Origin of the sequence: Neobacillus sp. PS3-40, from assembly GCF_030915485.1 — a bacterium.
Classification (GTDB): Bacteria; Bacillota; Bacilli; order Bacillales; family Cytobacillaceae; genus JAUZPL01.
Genome location: NZ_CP133266.1, coordinates 1,207,304 through 1,224,639 on the forward strand (window position 1 = coordinate 1,207,304; position 17,336 = coordinate 1,224,639).

The following is a 17,336-nucleotide window of genomic DNA, read 5'->3' on the forward strand; positions in this document are numbered from 1 at the left end:
ATAAAAAATCTTATTTTACAATACTTTCCTATATATAAAACATATAAGCGTCTGATTCACTATCATTGCTATGGTTTGCTAAATCTTCTAATGTCGTATTGTCGAGTACATCCTTAATCGCATCGCGGATTCGAATCCAAAGTTCACGTTTAGCAGGTTCTTCCTCTTCAATCCCTTCAACAGGTGTAATTGGTCCTTCTAGCACCCGTATAACATCCCCTGACGTTATTTTCGATGGTTCATCTGCAAGTGTATAACCGCCATATGCGCCTCGAATACTTTTCACAAGGCCCGCATTCCGTAAAGGAGCGATTAGCTGCTCCAAGTAATGTTCTGACAGGTCGTTCGCCTGTGCAATTGTTTTAAGTGAAATTGGTCCCTCGCCATGTCTTTTTGCAAGTTCAATCATGATTGTTAATCCATAGCGCCCTTTTGTAGATATCTTCATTTATTTATACCTCAATTCTTTTCTTTCCTAATTGTTAGATAATTGATAACCGTTAATAACTCATTTTTAAATAAATAGTATTACGCAAGATTTGCTATTCTAAAATTTTACCAAAATCCCTTGTAATTTGATAGGTAATAGAAATTATAGCATATTTCGAATCCATATGCTTTTCACCCATTACATGTTATTGTAGGATTATTAGTTAGATTATTGGAGAGATGAAAATGATGCCGCAAAAACCTTTAGCTTTTCGCATGCGACCTCGGACCATTGATGAGGTTGTCGGACAACAACATCTTGTTGGTAGTGATAAAATTATCACTAGAATGGTTAAGGCCAGAAAGCTAACATCGATGATTCTTTATGGACCTCCTGGCATTGGCAAGACTTCAATTGCGAGTGCCATAGCAGGAAGCACCCATTATGCATTTAGAATGCTTAATGCTGTGACAAATAATAAAAAAGATATGGAAGTGGTTGCCGCTGAAGCCAAAATGTCAGGTGGTGTCATTCTTCTTTTAGATGAAGTCCACCGTTTGGATAAAGGAAAGCAGGATTTCCTTCTACCTTATTTGGAGAGCGGTATGATCACTTTAATTGGGGCAACAACGAGTAACCCATACCATGCAATCAATCCAGCTATTCGCAGTCGCTGCCAAATTTTCGAGCTAAAGCCATTAAGCCCTGAAGAAGTGAAAAGTGCATTGGCTTTTGCTCTTAATGATAAAGAACGGGGCTTTGGTAAACAGAATATCCAAATAAATGAAGATGCCTTACAGCATTTTGCTGAAGGAACAAATGGGGATGTAAGAAGTTCCTTAAATGCGCTGGAATTAGCAGTTCTTTCATCTAATCAAGACGAAAACGGTATGATAGAGATTAATTTAAAAACTGCAGAAGAGTGTCTCCAGAAGAAAAGTTTCTCTTACGATAAAGACGGGGATAGTCATTATGACGTTATGTCGGCTTTTCAAAAGTCAATTCGTGGTAGTGATGTAAATGCAGCACTTCATTATCTTGCGAGATTAATCGAAGCTGGAGATCTTGTTAGTATAAGTCGCCGCTTGCTTGTAATTTCCTATGAAGATATTGGACTTGCTAGCCCTCAGGCTGGTGCTAGAACACTAGCTGCCATCGAATCAGCTGAACGACTCGGTTTTCCAGAAGCAAGAATTCCGCTTGCGAATGCCGTAATCGAATTATGTCTCTCTCCAAAATCAAATTCTGCTGTCATGGCCATTGAATCAGCTCTAACAGATATTCGCAAAGGGATAATAGGTGAGGTTCCCGATCATTTAAGAGATGCCCATTATAAAGGGGCACAAGAGCTTGGCAGGGGAATCGGCTACCTCTACCCGCATAATTATGAAACTGGCTGGGTTCCACAACAATATCTACCAAACAAACTAAAAAACAAAAAGTACTATCTTCCTAAAAAAACCGGAAAATTTGAACAAGCCCTCTCTACCGTGTACGAAAAACTGAATAAAAGCAAATAATCCTCGGAAAATCCGGGGATTTTTTGTTCTTGTTTAGGAGCTTTCAAATGTAAAGTATTAGCCAAGAAAAACGCGGCACTTACGCAGCCACGTCTCTCTTTTTGAAAACGGAGAAGGCTAATAGCTGAAAGATCAGAAAATAGACAAGTAACATCATTACTGAAAAAGCTAGGGTCATTCCTTCCACCATTGGTGTTCCCTCAAAGTATTGCATTAAATCAGTATTTGCAAATAATATATACTTTGCCCACGAAAATTTAAGGGACAACAAGCTCGTTATTTGCCCGCCGGTAAACATTAAAAACAATGATAAGCCAATAGCTAGGGAGTTGTTTCGGAAAACGGACGATATCATAAATGCCATTGTCGCAAGCATCATCATATTAATTGAATTCAAGCCATAATAAATCATTAAGTGAATGATCATGTTTTGTTCGGTAACCCTGCCATTATAATAATTTAAATATGTAGGTGTTTGATCAATCCCAAAGAGAATTGCTCCTATTGCAACTGAAAAGATAAATAAAATTGACAGCATCAGAAGAGCAAAAAGTAATACTGTAATATATTTTGACATTAAAATTTTAAATCGGCTTATTGGTCTTATTAAAAGAAGCTTAACCGTTCCCCAATTAAATTCACTTGCAACGATTCCTGCCGAAATAATGATCGTAAATAGACCAGCTATTTGAATAAGCTGTGAAGCATCAGTTACAAATTTCCATACGTTATATGTTTTTTCAGGAGGAATATGATGCTTAATACGATAATCATTAATGGCAATTTCCCGCTTAAGGTACTTCTGTTCCGATTTTATTTGAGAGTTAACTACCTGTTTCTTCAATGCATCATTTTCCTGCTTTAAGACTTGTTCCCAATTTTTATCAACAGTAGCAGCTTGTTCACCTTCCTGATACTTTAAGATTGCGCCAAATACTGAAGCAACAACAATAAGTATCCCAATCATAACAAGTGTGCCTGGCCTCTTAAATATTTTCATCCATTCATTTTTAATTAAGTTAATCACGGTTCGCTCCCTCCTTTTCTGCTGTGACTTCAAGGAATCGATCCTCTAGTGTTTTTGCAATTTCTTTTATCGCAAATATTTGAATATCAGCTTCAACAAACAATTTTACAACCGCAGGGATTTCCTCTTTCTTTAGTTCGGCGGAAATTCCATTTCGAGATGAGGTCACTTGAACAGCTGGATAGTTCGTTTGAATGAGTGAAATCGCCCTTTCGCTGGGAACTACCTCAAGCTCATAGAATAATTCATCTGCTTGAACAAATTCTTCAACAAGCTGCACATCAATCAAGCAACCATTTTGGATAATTCCAATCCGATCACACATCATTTCCATTTCTGACAGCATATGACTTGAAACAATGACTGCCATACCTTTTTCTCTGGCTAGTAGCCGAATATAATCACGGATTTCTCTAATTCCAGCTGGATCTAAACCATTTGTCGGCTCATCTAGAATCAACACTTCAGGATCATGTAAAAGACATTGTGCCAATCCTAATCTCTGTCTCATTCCAAGTGAATATGTTTTGACTTTATCATGGATTCGATCGGTTAATCCGACCAACTTTACGACATCTGCAATTTTTTCCTTTGTTATTCCCTTTGACATTCTGGCAAAGTGAATAAGATTGTCTTGACCACTCATAAATTTGTACATTTCAGGATTTTCAACAATGGCACCTACTCGGCTTACCGCCTCTTCAAACTGTGTCTTTATACTGGCATTGCCAATTTTGATATCCCCTGAAGTGATCTCCATTAATCCTACCATCATCCGGATTGTTGTTGTTTTACCTGCACCATTCGGCCCTAAAAAACCAAAGACCTCCCCTTTATTCACTTGAAAACTAATATTGTCTATTATCGTTCTTCCTTTAATTACCTTTGTGACGTCCTTTAGTACTACAATGGATTCCACTATTTCCCCTCATTTCTTCTACCAAATATTCCAAATAACGTAAAAATAACCCTATCTGGACTATTTTAACTTATTTGGTTTTGATCTGCCTAATTTTTAGCATTAAAAAATCCCCAAATGAATTATTTGGGGATTTTAAAGATCAATATATATGAACTGGTCCTATTTTTATCCGAGACAGAACCTAACGCAATTAGTCATTTACGCGTTTAATTTTAATGTCTTTAAGCAATTCATTCGCTACATACGAAGCCATGATAATTCCTGCGACAGACGGAGTAAATGCATTTGATGCTGGAGGCATTTTTGCCTTTCTAATTTCAGCATTTTCTTTTCCAACTACTTTTCTGACATCCTCTCGAATAACAATCGGGCTTTCATCAGAAAAGACTACAGGAATTCCTTTTCGAATACCTTCCTTACGAAGCATTGTTCGAACTACTTTAGCCATCGGATCTGTATGTGTTTTCGAAATATCTGCAATTTTGAAACGAGTTGGATCCGTTCTATTTGCAGCACCCATACTAGATATAATTGGGATATTTCGCTTTAGACATTCTTTCATTAGATGAATTTTATAAATAATTGTATCTGATGCATCTACAACAAAATCTATATTATAACCAAAGATTTGCTCATATGTCTCTTCAGTATAAAAAATCTTTAATGCAATGACCTCGCAGTCAGGATTAATATCCTTAATTCTTTCCTTCATCAAATCAGCTTTTGGTTGACCAACAGTGGATAAAAGGGCAATTATCTGCCGATTCACATTTGTTATATCAACATCATCTTTATCAATTAAAATTAAGCGCCCAACACCAGAACGAGCTAGAGACTCAGCAGCAAAAGAACCAACTCCACCAATACCGAGCACAGCAACTGTGCTATTTTTCATGATTTCTAGTCCTTCTTTTCCTATTGCTAACTCATTCCGCGAAAATTGATGCAACATATAAATTCACTCCAATAAAGTATTATTCATGTTAGTTAAAGGCCAGGCCCCTCAGGAACAAGTAAAGCTTATTCCTGTAAAAATTATTCTCTGTGTGTTGCTTTTCATCAAGCCAAAGCTAATAAACTCCCGATCTTGACTGAAATCTTGCTTCAAATCAGTATACTTCTCTATTATATAGGCTCTTTTCTTAAACTTTGTTGCTAGTTGAAACTAAATTAGAATGGGATTCCAGTTTACCGATAAAAACCGTAGGAAGTTTTTAAGAAAAGAGCACGATACTATTGCTATTTCGGGTTTTTAGACTAGGTACGAAAAAGAACAATCTATGCGAAAACAGCCATTATATAAGAAATATATCATACCTATTCATAAAAGCAAGTAACTCTATAGGATTAATATTATTGAGAACAGTAAAAATCTCCTGCAAATTTGCAGGAGATTGAATTAGTAAAGGAAAAAAGTCCCAATCATGCCGTCGTTTTTGATTCCTTCATTTTGATCCCGCATTCAGCAGGTGGGTGTCCTATTTTCAACTTTCTGTAAGTCCTCTTTAAAGAGGCATTTACGCAATTGAAAAACTCCGGGCTCCCGAAGAAATTAAAATAATGTTCGGTCAAAATATCAGGTATTACAACGTACATTTCAGGACTCTCTATTTGATTGCCTTCATCATATCATAAATGAAAGCGCTTTTCAAGAATTGATATTACCTATTTTTCATACTAGTCAGAGCCAAATTTAGTTCGTCTAATTGCGCCTGGGAAACCTCTCCAGGTGCCTCTGTTAATAAGCAGCTTGCACTTGCTGTTTTTGGAAATGCAATGGTATCCCTTAGGTTCGTGCTTCCAGCAAGCAGCATAACGAGACGGTCAAGACCAAGAGCAATTCCACCATGTGGTGGTGTGCCGTATTCAAACGCATTTAACAAGAAACCAAATTGTGCTTGTGCTTCCTCTGGAGAAAATCCAAGAATACTGAACATTTTTTCTTGAATGGAACGTTCAAAGATCCGTAATGAACCTCCACCTAATTCGTAGCCATTTAAAACAATATCATATGCTTGTGCTCGAACTTTGGAAGGATCTGAATCAAGAAATTCTAAATCTTCCCTAAATGGCATTGTAAAAGGATGGTGTGCTGCATAGTAACGTCCTTCTTCTTCTGCATATTCAAGTAATGGCCAATCCGTTACCCATAAGAAATTAAATAGACTTGGATCAATTAGATTCAATTCCTTGGCAAGTTTTTGGCGTAATGCACCTAAGGAATCGGCAACAACGTTCTTTTTATCTGCAACAAACAGCAGCAAATCTCCAGTATCCGCGTTAAGTGTTGCCTTGATTGCCTGTTCTTCATCTGGGGAAAAGAATTTTGCAATTGGGCCTTTAATGCCATCTGCCTCTACTTTAAGCCATGCTAATCCCTTTGCACCATAACGACCGACAAATTCACCCAATGCATCAATATCCTTACGTGAATACTTTTCAGCGGCTCCGCTAACATTTATAGCTTTAACTTGTCCACCATTCGTGGCGGCAGTAGCAAAGACTTTAAAGCCGGAGTTCTTAACGACTTCTGATAGATCAACAAGTTCTAGCCCAAAACGGGTATCTGGTTTATCAGATCCATACCGACTCATGGCTTCATCATATGTCATACGTGGGAATGCAGCGGAAATATCTTTCCCCTTAACCTCTTTCATTACTTTACCCATCATTTTTTCCATTAGGCCCATTATATCTTCTTGGCTTAAAAAGCTCGTTTCAATATCCACTTGCGTAAATTCTGGTTGGCGGTCAGCACGTAAATCTTCATCACGGAAACAACGCGCAATTTGGTAATACCGTTCAACTCCTCCTACCATCAACAATTGTTTAAACAGCTGTGGTGATTGTGGAAGTGCATAAAACTCACCTGGGTGTACACGACTTGGAACTAGATAATCGCGAGCCCCTTCTGGAGTACTTTTTGTTAATATAGGAGTTTCAATATCCAAAAATCCTTCCGAGTCAAGAAAATCCCGGATAGCTTTCGTTACTTGATGGCGCATTTTTAATGTTTCAAAAATGACTGGGCGACGAAAATCTAAATATCGATATTTAAGTCTTACATCTTCAGATGCATCAGTATTATCTGTGATCGAAAAAGGAGGCGTTTTTGCTTCATTTATGATTGTTACACTTTCGGCTAGCACTTCAATTTTCCCAGTCTTCAACTTTTCATTTACAGTTCCCTCAACACGAGCAACAACAGTACCAACAATATCAAGCACAAATTCATTGCGAATTTTTTCAGCGATAACAAGCGCTTCTTTCGAAGTATCCGGGTTAAATACTACTTGAACAATCCCCGTGCGATCACGTAAATCAACAAAGATTAATCCACCTAAATCACGGCGTTTTTGAACCCATCCTTTAAGTGTAACTTTTTCTCCAATTGCCGTTTCTATAACTTCACCACAAAAATAACTTCTCCCAAACATGCCTTTTCCCCCTCTATTTTTGTACCTCTTCAAAGTATTGTAGAAGTGAATCGATATCTATTTCTATTTGTTCACCAGTAGACATATTTTTCACATTTATTTTATTATTTTTAAGTTCATCTTCACCAAGCACGGCTACAAATTTTGCTTTCAAACGGTCAGCAGCTTTAAATTGGGCTTTAACTTTTCGGTCTAAATAATCCCTCTCAGCTGAGTAACCTGCCATTCTTAATTGTTGTAAAAGTTCTACAGTATAGTCCTTTGCCGCATCTCCCAAGGAAACTAAGTAACAGTCAATCCCTTCTGTTGTATCAAGTTGAATTCCTTCCGCTTCAAGAGCAGCAAGAAATCGTTCTATACTTAACGCAAAACCAATTCCAGGTGTTTCTGGACCGCCAATTTCTTCAGCTAAACCGTTGTAACGGCCACCACCACATAAGGTGGTAATTGCCCCAAATCCTTCTGCATCACTCATAATTTCAAATGCAGTATGGTTGTAGTAATCAAGACCACGGACTAAATTAGGATCGATAACAAATGGAATATTTAAGAGAGTTAGATATTGCTGTAATTTTTCAAAGTAAGTTTGTGAATAATCATTTAAATAATCAAGTATAGATGGAGCAGATTCCATTAACTCATGATTACGATCTTGCTTACAATCAAGTATTCTTAAAGGATTTTTCTCAAGTCTATTTTGGCAATCGGTACAAAACTCTCCAATTTGAGGCTTGAAATGATTTACTAACGCCTCGCGATGGGCAGTTCGGCTGTCCTTGTCTCCTAGACTGTTAATAATGAGTTTGAGTTTTTTTAATCCCATTTCTTTATATAAGTTCATTGCAAGCGAAATGACCTCTGCATCAATTGCTGGATCGTTGCTTCCGAGAGCCTCGATTCCAAATTGAACAAATTGACGGAACCTGCCTGCCTGGGGCCGCTCATATCTAAACATTGGTCCCATATAATAAAGCTTTACAGGCTGGTTAGCATAGCCAAACATCTTTTTCTCAACAAATGCCCTTACCGTAGAGGCAGTTCCTTCTGGTCTTAATGTTAAACTACGGTCACCTTTATCAGTAAAGGTATACATTTCTTTTTGAACGATGTCAGTTGTATCTCCCACTCCTCTTGAAAAAAGTTCAGTATGTTCGAAGATCGGAGTGCGAATTTCATTATATTGGTATTTCTCACAAAGCTCTCTTGCTTTTTTTTCAATTTGCTGCCATTTTTCAACTTCCCCTGGCAAAATATCTTGTGTACCTCTTGGAATGTTAATAGACATAGCTAGCCCTCCTTTAGAGATTATGTAATTAGTAAAGAAAACTCGCCGATTGGCGAGCCCAAAAGGGCGATGACAGAGGCGTAGTTGCCCTTATGCGCTAGCAGAATTTATGGATATAAATTCTGATTAGCTAAAAAAAACAAAAAACCCCCATCCCTTGTATAGTACAAGGGACGAGAGTTTTAAAATTCCCGTGGTGCCACCCTAGTTGAAGGCATAATAAATATGCAATCCGCTTTAACAGTTAACGCCTGATACGCTATCTCCTATACAAGCTTATGCCTTTTCAGAGAGAGACCTTCGGAGTGTTCCTTCATTAAGACTCATGTAGAAATGCTTTCAGCCTAAGGCATTTCCTCTCTTTTCATGTTTTGTGACTTAATTACTTGCTCCATCATTGGTTCTAAAATTATGTCAGTTTAATTATTTAATAATAAGGAGCATCTATCCAAATGTCAAGCAAGATATTATGATCTCTCCATATGTTTTTTTAATTTCCTTACATCTCTCATCGATAAACCAAATTCGGATGCTAGCTCATATGAATTTGAGTTTTGCTCTTTTTGAATAAAATCGTGAAAATCGACTCCAAAAATTTGGCTGTCCGCGGATTGGATATTCATTCCTTTATCACTTGACCTCATCCATTTCACCCTCCATCGCATTCTATGGAGTTTATTGTTTCCAAGATCCCATCAAAACTTACAAAAATTTTCACGAATTCATTAATATCACAAAAATAATTGGACCATTTTAACAGGAAAGGAATGATTTTCATCTCCAATTAAGATAAAATATTTAAGAAAACTCGTGGAATGGCGAGCCCTTAAGGGCGATGATTAGGTGTAATTGCCCTTATGCTTAGCTAAGATTAGCGCAGCCCAAAGAATCCTAAGGAGCGAGCTACTTCCGCTATACAGTTAACAAAGACCATTTAAATTCCGATACTAATATAAAGGGCTAAAGGGAGGAGCAGATGAACAAAAGGATAGGAACGTTAACTTTATGTTTCATTTTAATTTTTGGATTGTTGCCTCATGCAAAAGTAAAGGCAGCAATCGGTTCAGTTACGATTAACGGCGATGCAGTTAATATTCGTGAAGGTCCTGGTTTAAGCTATCCTCTAGTTATAAATGTTAAAAGAGGGGACAAGTTTTCAATATTAGATGAAAAAGGGGACTGGAGTAAACTGCAACTTTCCAACGGGAAAACAGGTTGGGTTGCCAATTGGCTCGTCTCAAAAAGCAATCAATTACTTACGTCTGGCACATCTAATACTGATGATCCATCTGCTACAGCTAATACGAATCAATTAAGGGTTCGATCAGGGCCTGGGACAAGCTTTCAGATTGTAGGGTACTTAAACAAAGGTCAAAAGGTTACTGTCCTTTATAAAAATGAAAACTGGATTAAAATCACAGCCTCCTTTGGCTCTGGCTGGGTTGCAAGTCAGTATTTAGATCTGAAGAGTGTACAAACCCAAACAAGCACAATAGACAATAAAAAAGAGTTACAAGTTGGCTTGGTTGTGGGTGACAAGCTAAATGTGCGAAGTAATCCATCACTATCAAGTACTGTTCTTGGAAAGCTATCAAAAGGCATGACAGTACCTATCTATTCCCAAAAGGACAATTGGCTGGAAATCCGTTTTTCAAATCAAAAAGCATGGGTGAGTTCGCAATTTATTACCATTAAGACAGATAGACCTTCACCCACACCATCTTCTCCAAAAAGCGGAACGGTAGGTACAGTGACTGCAAACGGGATACATATTCGCAGTGGTTCTTCTTTAAACACAAAAATTATTGGAACGGTGAACAAAGGACAGCATTTTACCATTGTGGAGGAAGTTAATAATTGGGATAAAATTGAATACAAATCAGGGACCTATGGCTGGGTTGCCGGGTGGTATCTTGATAAATCATCACCTTCTAACACCTCTATTCCACAAAAAACAGGAAAGGAAAGCACTGTAACAATCCTGCATAATGGGTCAAATATCCGCAAAAGTCCCAATGTGCAATCCGATGTATTACAGATTGTTAATGAAGGGGATACATTTAAAGTTGCTGAGATCACCAACCAATGGTATGCAGTAAAACTGAAGAATGGAGTAACAGGTTATATTGCTGGTTGGCTTGTTTCAATAAATGGCTCTTCACCGCAAATTGAAAAACCGGGTGCCGAAAGCTATCTTAAAAATAAAACAATTGTGGTTGACCCTGGACATGGCGGTATTGATAACGGAACGACCGGAGTCAGTGGGACGCTTGAAAAGGAATTAACACTAAGGACAGCGAAACTTTTGTATGACAAATTAAAAGCATCTGGAGTAAATGTTATCTTAACAAGAAGTATTGATGCCTATATTTCTCTTCCTTCACGTGTTAGCACATCAAGATTTCAGCAAGCAGATGCCTTTATAAGTTTGCATTACGATAGCAATACAAATCGAAGCGTTCGTGGAATGACGGGGTATTATTATTATTCCTCCCAAAAACCACTTGCCCAGTACATCTACTCCTCAACTCTTAACCAGACAAAAGTAAAGGATCGAGGGGTACGATTCGGTGATTTTCATGTTATTCGTGAAAACAGCCAAAAAGCAACATTGCTTGAATTAGGCTATTTAAGTAACCCTGAAGAAGAACTAACCCTAACATCTGGACTATTCCAGGAAGGTGCCGCAACAGGGATCTACGATGGACTTGCCCGTTACTTTAAGGATAATTAAAGAACGACCGAACATTTAGCCTAACTCTCATTGGATATATTCTGATTAGCAAAAAAAGCTTGGCACAGTTTTTTATAAATGTGCCAAGCTTTTTTAACTTTTACTCTCTAAAATCAAGGTGACAGGACCGTCATTTATCAACGCGACATCCATCATCGCTCCAAATACTCCGGTTTCAACTTGTATTCCTTTTTCCCGGAGAATACTGTTGAAGTTCTCGTAAATTTGAGAAGCCTGTTCAGGTCTAGCAGCGTCCATAAAATTGGGTCTTCTTCCTTTTCGACAATCTCCATATAAGGTAAATTGCGAAATTGAAAGAATTTGACCCCCGACATCTACTAATGAAAAATTCATTTTTTCATTTTCATCTTCAAATATTCGAAGGTTAGCAATTTTATCCGCTAAATAACTAGCATCCTCTACAGTATCCTGGTGCGTAACGCCAACTAACAAGACAAGTCCACTTGAAATTTGCCCTGTAACTTCCCCGTCAACCGTTACGCTTGCTTTTTTACTACGTTGAACAACAATTCTCATGCGTAAACTCCTTAGCTCATAATTCTTCGAACAGAATAAATATCCGGTATTTGTTTAATCCGATCAACAACTTTACGCAAGTGACTTACATTATGAATAGCGATTGACATGATAATGGTTGCCATTTTATTGCGATCTGATTTCCCTGAAACCGCTGAAATGTTTGTCTTAGACTCATTGACAGCCTGTAAAACTGCATTGAGTAGCCCGCTACGATCATAGCCATTGATCTCAATATCAACGTTATATTCTTTACATTCGTTTAGTGAAGACTCCCATTCTACTGGAATTAATCTTGCCTGAGCATCATTAGAATCAATATTTGGACAATCTGCTCGATGAACGGATACTCCCCGTCCTTTCGTAATAAATCCAACAATTTCATCACCAGGGATAGGGTTACAACACTTCGATAGACGAATTAAAAGATTATCAATACCTGATACCCTTACGCCTGACTCGCGCTTTTTAGTGGACGGAAATCCTTTTAAATCCGATATTTTGTTTGTAATATTGTTTGATTGTTCCTGATCCCGTTTTTTACGCAACTTTTCTGTCAAACGGTTTGCTACTTGGAGAGCCGTAATTCCGTTGTAACCAACCGCAGCATACATATCTTCTTCATTTGAAAAATTAAATTTTTCCGCAACCTTTTTTAGATTGTCTAGAGTAAAAATTTCTTTTATATCAAACTCCATCGAGCGGATTTCTTTCTCAATAAGTTCTTTACCCTTGTCGACATTTTCATCGCGGCGTTGCTTTTTAAAGAAAGCACGTATTTTATTTTTTGCCTGAGAAGTTTGAGCAAGCTTCAACCAGTCCTGGCTTGGACCATATGAATGTTTAGAATTTAATATTTCAACGATATCGCCAGTTTTTAATTTATAATCAAGCGTAACCATTTTTCCATTCACTTTTGCACCTATTGTCTTGTTACCAATTTCAGAATGAATTCGATAAGCAAAATCAATTGGCACAGAACCAGACGGTAATTCAATAACGTCACCTTTTGGAGTAAAAACAAATACCATATCTGAAAATAAATCAATCTTAAGTGACTCCATGAACTCTTCGGCATTCGCAGTATCATCCTGGAATTCAAGAATTTCCCTAAACCAGGTTAATTTTTGTTCATAGGAAGAGATGTCATTAATGGCTTTCCCTTCTTTATAGGCCCAGTGGGCTGCAATCCCGAATTCTGCAATACGATGCATCTCAAACGTACGAATTTGAACCTCTAATGGATCGCCCTTTGGCCCAATAACAGTTGTGTGCAATGATTGATACATATTTGGTTTAGGCATCGCGATATAGTCCTTAAATCTCCCAGGCATTGGCTTCCAACAAGTATGGATAATACCTAGAACGGCATAGCAATCCTTTATGTTATTCACAACAATCCTTACTGCCAACAAGTCATAGATTTCACTAAACTGCTTATTTTGCAAAACCATTTTCCGGTAAATGCTATAAATATGTTTAGGCCTTCCTGACAGGTCTGCCTTAATAGAAACTTCTTTTAATCTACCTCGTACCTCATCCATGACATCATCTAAATATTGTTCACGCTCAGCCCGCTTCTTTTTCATTAAATTAACAATCCGGTAATATTGTTGCGGATTTAAATATCTTAATGCTGTATCTTCCAATTCCCACTTGATTTTAGATATACCTATTCGGTGGGCAAGAGGTGCGAAAATTTCTAGTGTTTCATTTGAAATTCGACGCTGTTTCTCACTCGGAAGATGTTTTAGTGTCCGCATATTGTGTAAGCGATCCGCTAGCTTAATGAGAATAACCCGAATATCTTGGGCCATTGCCACAAACATCTTCCGATGATTCTCTGCTTGCTGCTCTTCATGGGATTTATATTTTATTTTACCTAACTTTGTTACACCATCGACAAGCATCGCCACTTCATCGTTAAAGATCGTTTCTAAGTCCTTTAAAGAAACGTTTGTATCTTCAACAACGTCGTGAAGAAAACCAGCAGCAACCGTAGCAGGATCCATCTCTAAATCAGCGAGGATTCCAGCAACCTGGATGGGATGAATAATGTACGGTTCACCCGATTTCCTGTATTGTTCACGATGAGCATGCTTGGCAAATTCGTAAGCCCTTTTAACAATTTCAACATTCTCATCGTTTAAATAAGCTTTGGTTTTGTCGATGACTTGTTCGGCGGTTAACACCTGATCATTCGCCATAAAATCACCTTTATTTCATTTCATTTATTTTATTATAATATTATTCCTATCAACAGTTCTTCAAATCCACGTTTATTTAAAATTTGGAATGATTGATTGTTACTATTATCGAAAAAAAAAGCCAAGATGTAAAGGGATTGAATACTAATTTTACTGGATATTTGAAATTTTTGTCGAAAAATGCATATTTTATAAATAAAATGATAAAGAAAACTCGGCGATTGGCGAGCCCCCAAGGGCGATTATTAGGTGAAGTTGCACTTATGCGCTAGCAGAATTTTTGGATAAAAATTCTGCTTAGCTAAAAAAAGAGTACTCTTTACTTGAGTACTCCTTGTGTCTTAAAATTCCATTAAAGTTAAAATGTCATAACCATTTAGATTTTTTCTACCCTCTAAATACGTTAATTCAATCAGAAAAGCAATGCCCGCTACAACTCCACCAAGCCCTTCAACTAGCTTTATGGTTGCGTCGATTGTTCCACCTGTTGCAAGCAAGTCATCCGTGATTAGCACACGTTGACCAGGCTTAATGGCATCCTTATGGATAGTAAGCACATCTGATCCATATTCCAAGCCATAATTTACTTTTATTGTTTCACGAGGAAGCTTGCCTTCTTTTCGAACGGGTGCAAAACCAACTCCAAGTGCGTATGCTACTGGACATCCAATAATAAATCCTCGTGCTTCGGGGCCAACTACAAGATCAATTCCCATTTTCTTCGCATATTCGACAATTTGGTCTGTTGCATATTTATATGCTTCTCCATTATCCATTAAGGTTGTAATATCTTTAAATTTGATTCCCGGTTTCGGCCAATCAGGTACAATGGTAATAAATTGTTTTAAATCCACTATTCTGTTACCTCCTCAATTTCAACCGACTCTTGAAGACTAAAGTCAAACCAGTCCTTTAATTGCTGGAATGATGATAATAGCAAATCTCTTTCGAGAGCGTATAATCCCTGCTTTATTTGATAGGTTCTTGAGTCTGTTAAATCGCGCTTTGGCGCTTGTTTCTTTAAAGTGATAATTCCCTTGTCTATTGTAACAAAATCCAATTCGGAAAACACCTGTGACAAAAAGAAAATTGTTTCCTTCGACCAGCCTTTATTTTTAGCAATAGTATCTCCATAACGATTCAGATCAATTGGCCCTTTTTTAAGAAGCAATCCATAAAACCACTTAAAATGATCTCTGGTTGGAAGAGTACTAAAGAAATCACTTGTTTCTTTGTAAAAATAAGCATATATTCTTGCAGGCTTTTTACAATTGATAAGTTGATATACTATTTCCTTTGAGGGTGGAAGATCAACAAAAACGATATTGGAATCATCTATACTAAGATTCTTTGCTTCCTCAGTAGTTTGGATAAAAATAGCTTCATTTTTTAAGACAGGAGTTAATTTTCCATATGTTTCCTTATTAAAAAGAATACATATTCTATTTTCATCCGGAACGAATTCCTGTATATTGCTTATTCGGTTCACACCTCTGAAATCAAATAATTGCCAGGATTTAATCGCCATATCATGAATAAAAATCTGCGGTTTTCGCATGTTGTTCCATTCATTTATTGTCAATTCTCCAATTAGAGAAACCTTAGATGTCGGGGAAATATGATCAAATAATGATCCTAATCCAAACCCTACTCCATCTAGACTGGATTCTTGATCAGCTAAGGTAATCTTTAAATGGTTCTGGTCACTGCCAATTTTCCTTATACTTGAAATCTGAACTTCATTAATAACCACTTTTGGTTTCGGGTTATCCATTCCAAAAGGAGACAGTAGATTTATCTCATCCAAGGTTGGCAAATCAATCGCAGGGAGCTGAATTTCCAGATCAAGCAATGTATTCGGAATGAGATCTCCGTCTGAAAGCTGATCATTTGCAAGGTTATTTAAGCGATTGCGCAGATCATCCACATCATCAACATTTAATGTCATCCCTGCAGCCATTGGATGCCCACCAAAATGCGGTAATATCTCTCGACAAGTCGATAAATTTTGAAATAGGTCAAAACCCGCTATGCTTCGTGCAGACCCTTTAGCAAGCCCTTTTTCAGCATCATAACAAAGAATGATTGTCGGTCTGTAATACTTATCCACTAATCTTGATGCAACGATCCCAACTACCCCGGGATTCCAACCTTCTTTGCCAATGACAAGGACCTTGTTTTCAGCAATAGGGAAATTCTTTTCCACTTCTTCTATTGCCTCAGCCGTTATACTATTGACAATGGATTGCCTGGTTTTATTCATAGCATCCATTTCAGCTGCTAAGTCATCAGCCTCATCGGGGTCGTCAGTTAATAATAGTTGTACAGCAAGATCAGCACTCGCTAAGCGTCCAACTGCATTAATCCTTGGGGCGAGGGTAAAACCAATTGTTTCCTCATTAATTGACATTGGATCAACACTGGATATTTTTAAAATAGCCCTTAATCCAAGATTTTTTGTATCTTTAAGATTTTCTAATCCTTTTTTTGCAATCAATCGATTTTCGCCTTTTAATGAAACTAAATCGGCAATCGTTCCAATTACCGCTATTTCAAGTAGATGTTCTGGGACACGTCCATATAGTGCATGTGCTAATTTAAAAGCAACTCCAACACCGGCAAGTTCCCGGAACGGATAAGTACTGTCAGCTAGTTTTGGATGGATGATAGCAAGTGCCACGGGTAATACTGGCCCTGGCTCGTGATGATCAGTAATAATTAAATCAAGCCCTATTTGTTTTGCAACATTTGCTTCATGAATTGCAGCAATTCCTGTATCCACCGTAATAATTAATTTGATTCCTGATTCTGCCGCATGGCGAAATGCCTTTTCATTAGGACCATATCCCTCTGAAAAACGATTTGGAATATAAAACTGCACATCTGCCCCTAAGTCACGAAGGGTTATCATTAAAACCGTTGTGCTACTGACTCCATCGGCATCGTAATCGCCATAGATAAGAATCGGTTCCTTCTTTTCTATCGCTTCTAAAATTCTTGAAACTGACTTTTCCATTCCTTCTAGTAAATAAGGGTCATGAAACTGATCTTTTCCATATAAAAAATACTGGGCTGTTTCAACAGTATCAAGTCCACGATTGATAAGCATCGAAGCAACTAAAGGAGTAATTTTCAATTCATTTACAAGTGTTTCAACCTTTTGGTCATCGGATTTTTGAACAATCCATCTTGTTTTCGACTTTAACATACGTTCCCTCCTCAGCCTTCCTAATTATA

The 17,336-nt window shown here is 37.6% G+C and carries 13 protein-coding genes, 1 other RNA gene and 1 other annotated feature; of the genes, 2 read left to right on the top strand and 12 right to left on the bottom strand.

Annotation, left to right across the window (positions count from 1 at the left end):
• Nucleotides 1-28 precede the first annotated feature (28 nt).
• Nucleotides 29-448: a cysteine metabolism transcriptional regulator CymR gene (gene cymR, locus RCG20_RS06250; RefSeq protein WP_308183375.1), complete on the bottom strand. Its 420-nt coding sequence runs from the start codon at nt 446-448 to the stop codon at nt 29-31.
• A gap of 230 nt (nt 449-678) precedes the next feature.
• Between cymR and RCG20_RS06255 the strand changes: the two genes are divergently transcribed.
• Nucleotides 679-1,950: a replication-associated recombination protein A gene (locus RCG20_RS06255; RefSeq protein WP_308184298.1), complete on the top strand. Its 1,272-nt coding sequence runs from the start codon at nt 679-681 to the stop codon at nt 1,948-1,950.
• A 79-nt stretch (nt 1,951-2,029) separates the two neighbouring features.
• Here the strand turns inward: RCG20_RS06255 and RCG20_RS06260 are convergent, their stop codons facing one another.
• The 7 genes from RCG20_RS06260 to RCG20_RS06290 all read right to left on the bottom strand — a co-directional run bounded on the left by RCG20_RS06260 (nt 2,030) and on the right by RCG20_RS06290 (nt 9,265).
• On the bottom strand, nt 2,030-2,977 hold the full coding sequence (locus RCG20_RS06260) for an ABC transporter permease (protein WP_308183376.1): 948 nt from the start codon (nt 2,975-2,977) through the stop codon (nt 2,030-2,032).
• A complete protein-coding gene (locus tag RCG20_RS06265; RefSeq protein WP_308183377.1) occupies nt 2,970-3,896 on the bottom strand; it encodes an ABC transporter ATP-binding protein in 927 nt (308 codons plus the stop codon). The genes RCG20_RS06260 and RCG20_RS06265 overlap by 8 nt, the downstream gene beginning before the upstream one ends.
• A 193-nt stretch (nt 3,897-4,089) precedes the next feature.
• Nucleotides 4,090-4,851: a tRNA threonylcarbamoyladenosine dehydratase gene (locus tag RCG20_RS06270; protein ID WP_308183378.1), complete on the bottom strand. Its 762-nt coding sequence runs from the start codon at nt 4,849-4,851 to the stop codon at nt 4,090-4,092.
• Nucleotides 4,852-5,310: 459 nt separating this feature from the next.
• Nucleotides 5,311-5,506, bottom strand: a non-coding RNA gene (gene ssrS, locus RCG20_RS06275) — 6S RNA.
• 54 nt (nt 5,507-5,560) lie between these two features.
• Nucleotides 5,561-7,336, bottom strand: a complete 1,776-nt coding sequence (aspS, locus tag RCG20_RS06280; RefSeq protein ID WP_308183379.1) for an aspartate--tRNA ligase — start codon at nt 7,334-7,336, stop codon at nt 5,561-5,563.
• Nucleotides 7,337-7,349: 13 nt separating this feature from the next.
• Nucleotides 7,350-8,621 carry a histidine--tRNA ligase gene (hisS, locus tag RCG20_RS06285; protein ID WP_308183380.1) on the bottom strand — a complete coding sequence of 424 codons (1,272 nt, stop codon included), beginning with the start codon at nt 8,619-8,621 and terminating at the stop codon, nt 7,350-7,352.
• Between the two features lie 166 nt (nt 8,622-8,787).
• Nucleotides 8,788-9,028, bottom strand: a binding site (T-box leader).
• Between the two features lie 60 nt (nt 9,029-9,088).
• Entirely contained in the window at nt 9,089-9,265 is a 177-nt protein-coding gene (locus RCG20_RS06290; protein WP_308183381.1) for a hypothetical protein, read from the bottom strand.
• A 332-nt stretch (nt 9,266-9,597) separates the two neighbouring features.
• Here RCG20_RS06290 and RCG20_RS06295 point away from each other — a divergent pair, with 332 nt between their 5' ends.
• Nucleotides 9,598-11,355: an N-acetylmuramoyl-L-alanine amidase family protein gene (locus tag RCG20_RS06295; protein WP_308183382.1), complete on the top strand. Its 1,758-nt coding sequence runs from the start codon at nt 9,598-9,600 to the stop codon at nt 11,353-11,355.
• 93 nt (nt 11,356-11,448) lie between these two features.
• Here the strand turns inward: RCG20_RS06295 and dtd are convergent, their stop codons facing one another.
• The 4 genes from dtd to recJ all read right to left on the bottom strand — a co-directional run bounded on the left by dtd (nt 11,449) and on the right by recJ (nt 17,307).
• Complete coding sequence (dtd, locus tag RCG20_RS06300) at nt 11,449-11,892, bottom strand: D-aminoacyl-tRNA deacylase (RefSeq protein ID WP_308183383.1); 444 nt, start codon at nt 11,890-11,892, stop codon at nt 11,449-11,451.
• Nucleotides 11,893-11,903: 11 nt separating this feature from the next.
• Nucleotides 11,904-14,099 carry a RelA/SpoT family protein gene (locus RCG20_RS06305; protein ID WP_308183384.1) on the bottom strand — a complete coding sequence of 732 codons (2,196 nt, stop codon included), beginning with the start codon at nt 14,097-14,099 and terminating at the stop codon, nt 11,904-11,906.
• A 341-nt stretch (nt 14,100-14,440) separates the two neighbouring features.
• Nucleotides 14,441-14,953: an adenine phosphoribosyltransferase gene (locus RCG20_RS06310; protein WP_308183385.1), complete on the bottom strand. Its 513-nt coding sequence runs from the start codon at nt 14,951-14,953 to the stop codon at nt 14,441-14,443.
• Nucleotides 14,953-17,307 carry a single-stranded-DNA-specific exonuclease RecJ gene (gene recJ / locus RCG20_RS06315; RefSeq protein ID WP_308183386.1) on the bottom strand — a complete coding sequence of 785 codons (2,355 nt, stop codon included), beginning with the start codon at nt 17,305-17,307 and terminating at the stop codon, nt 14,953-14,955. The genes RCG20_RS06310 and recJ overlap by 1 nt, the downstream gene beginning before the upstream one ends.
• Between the last annotated feature and the right edge of the window lie 29 nt (nt 17,308-17,336).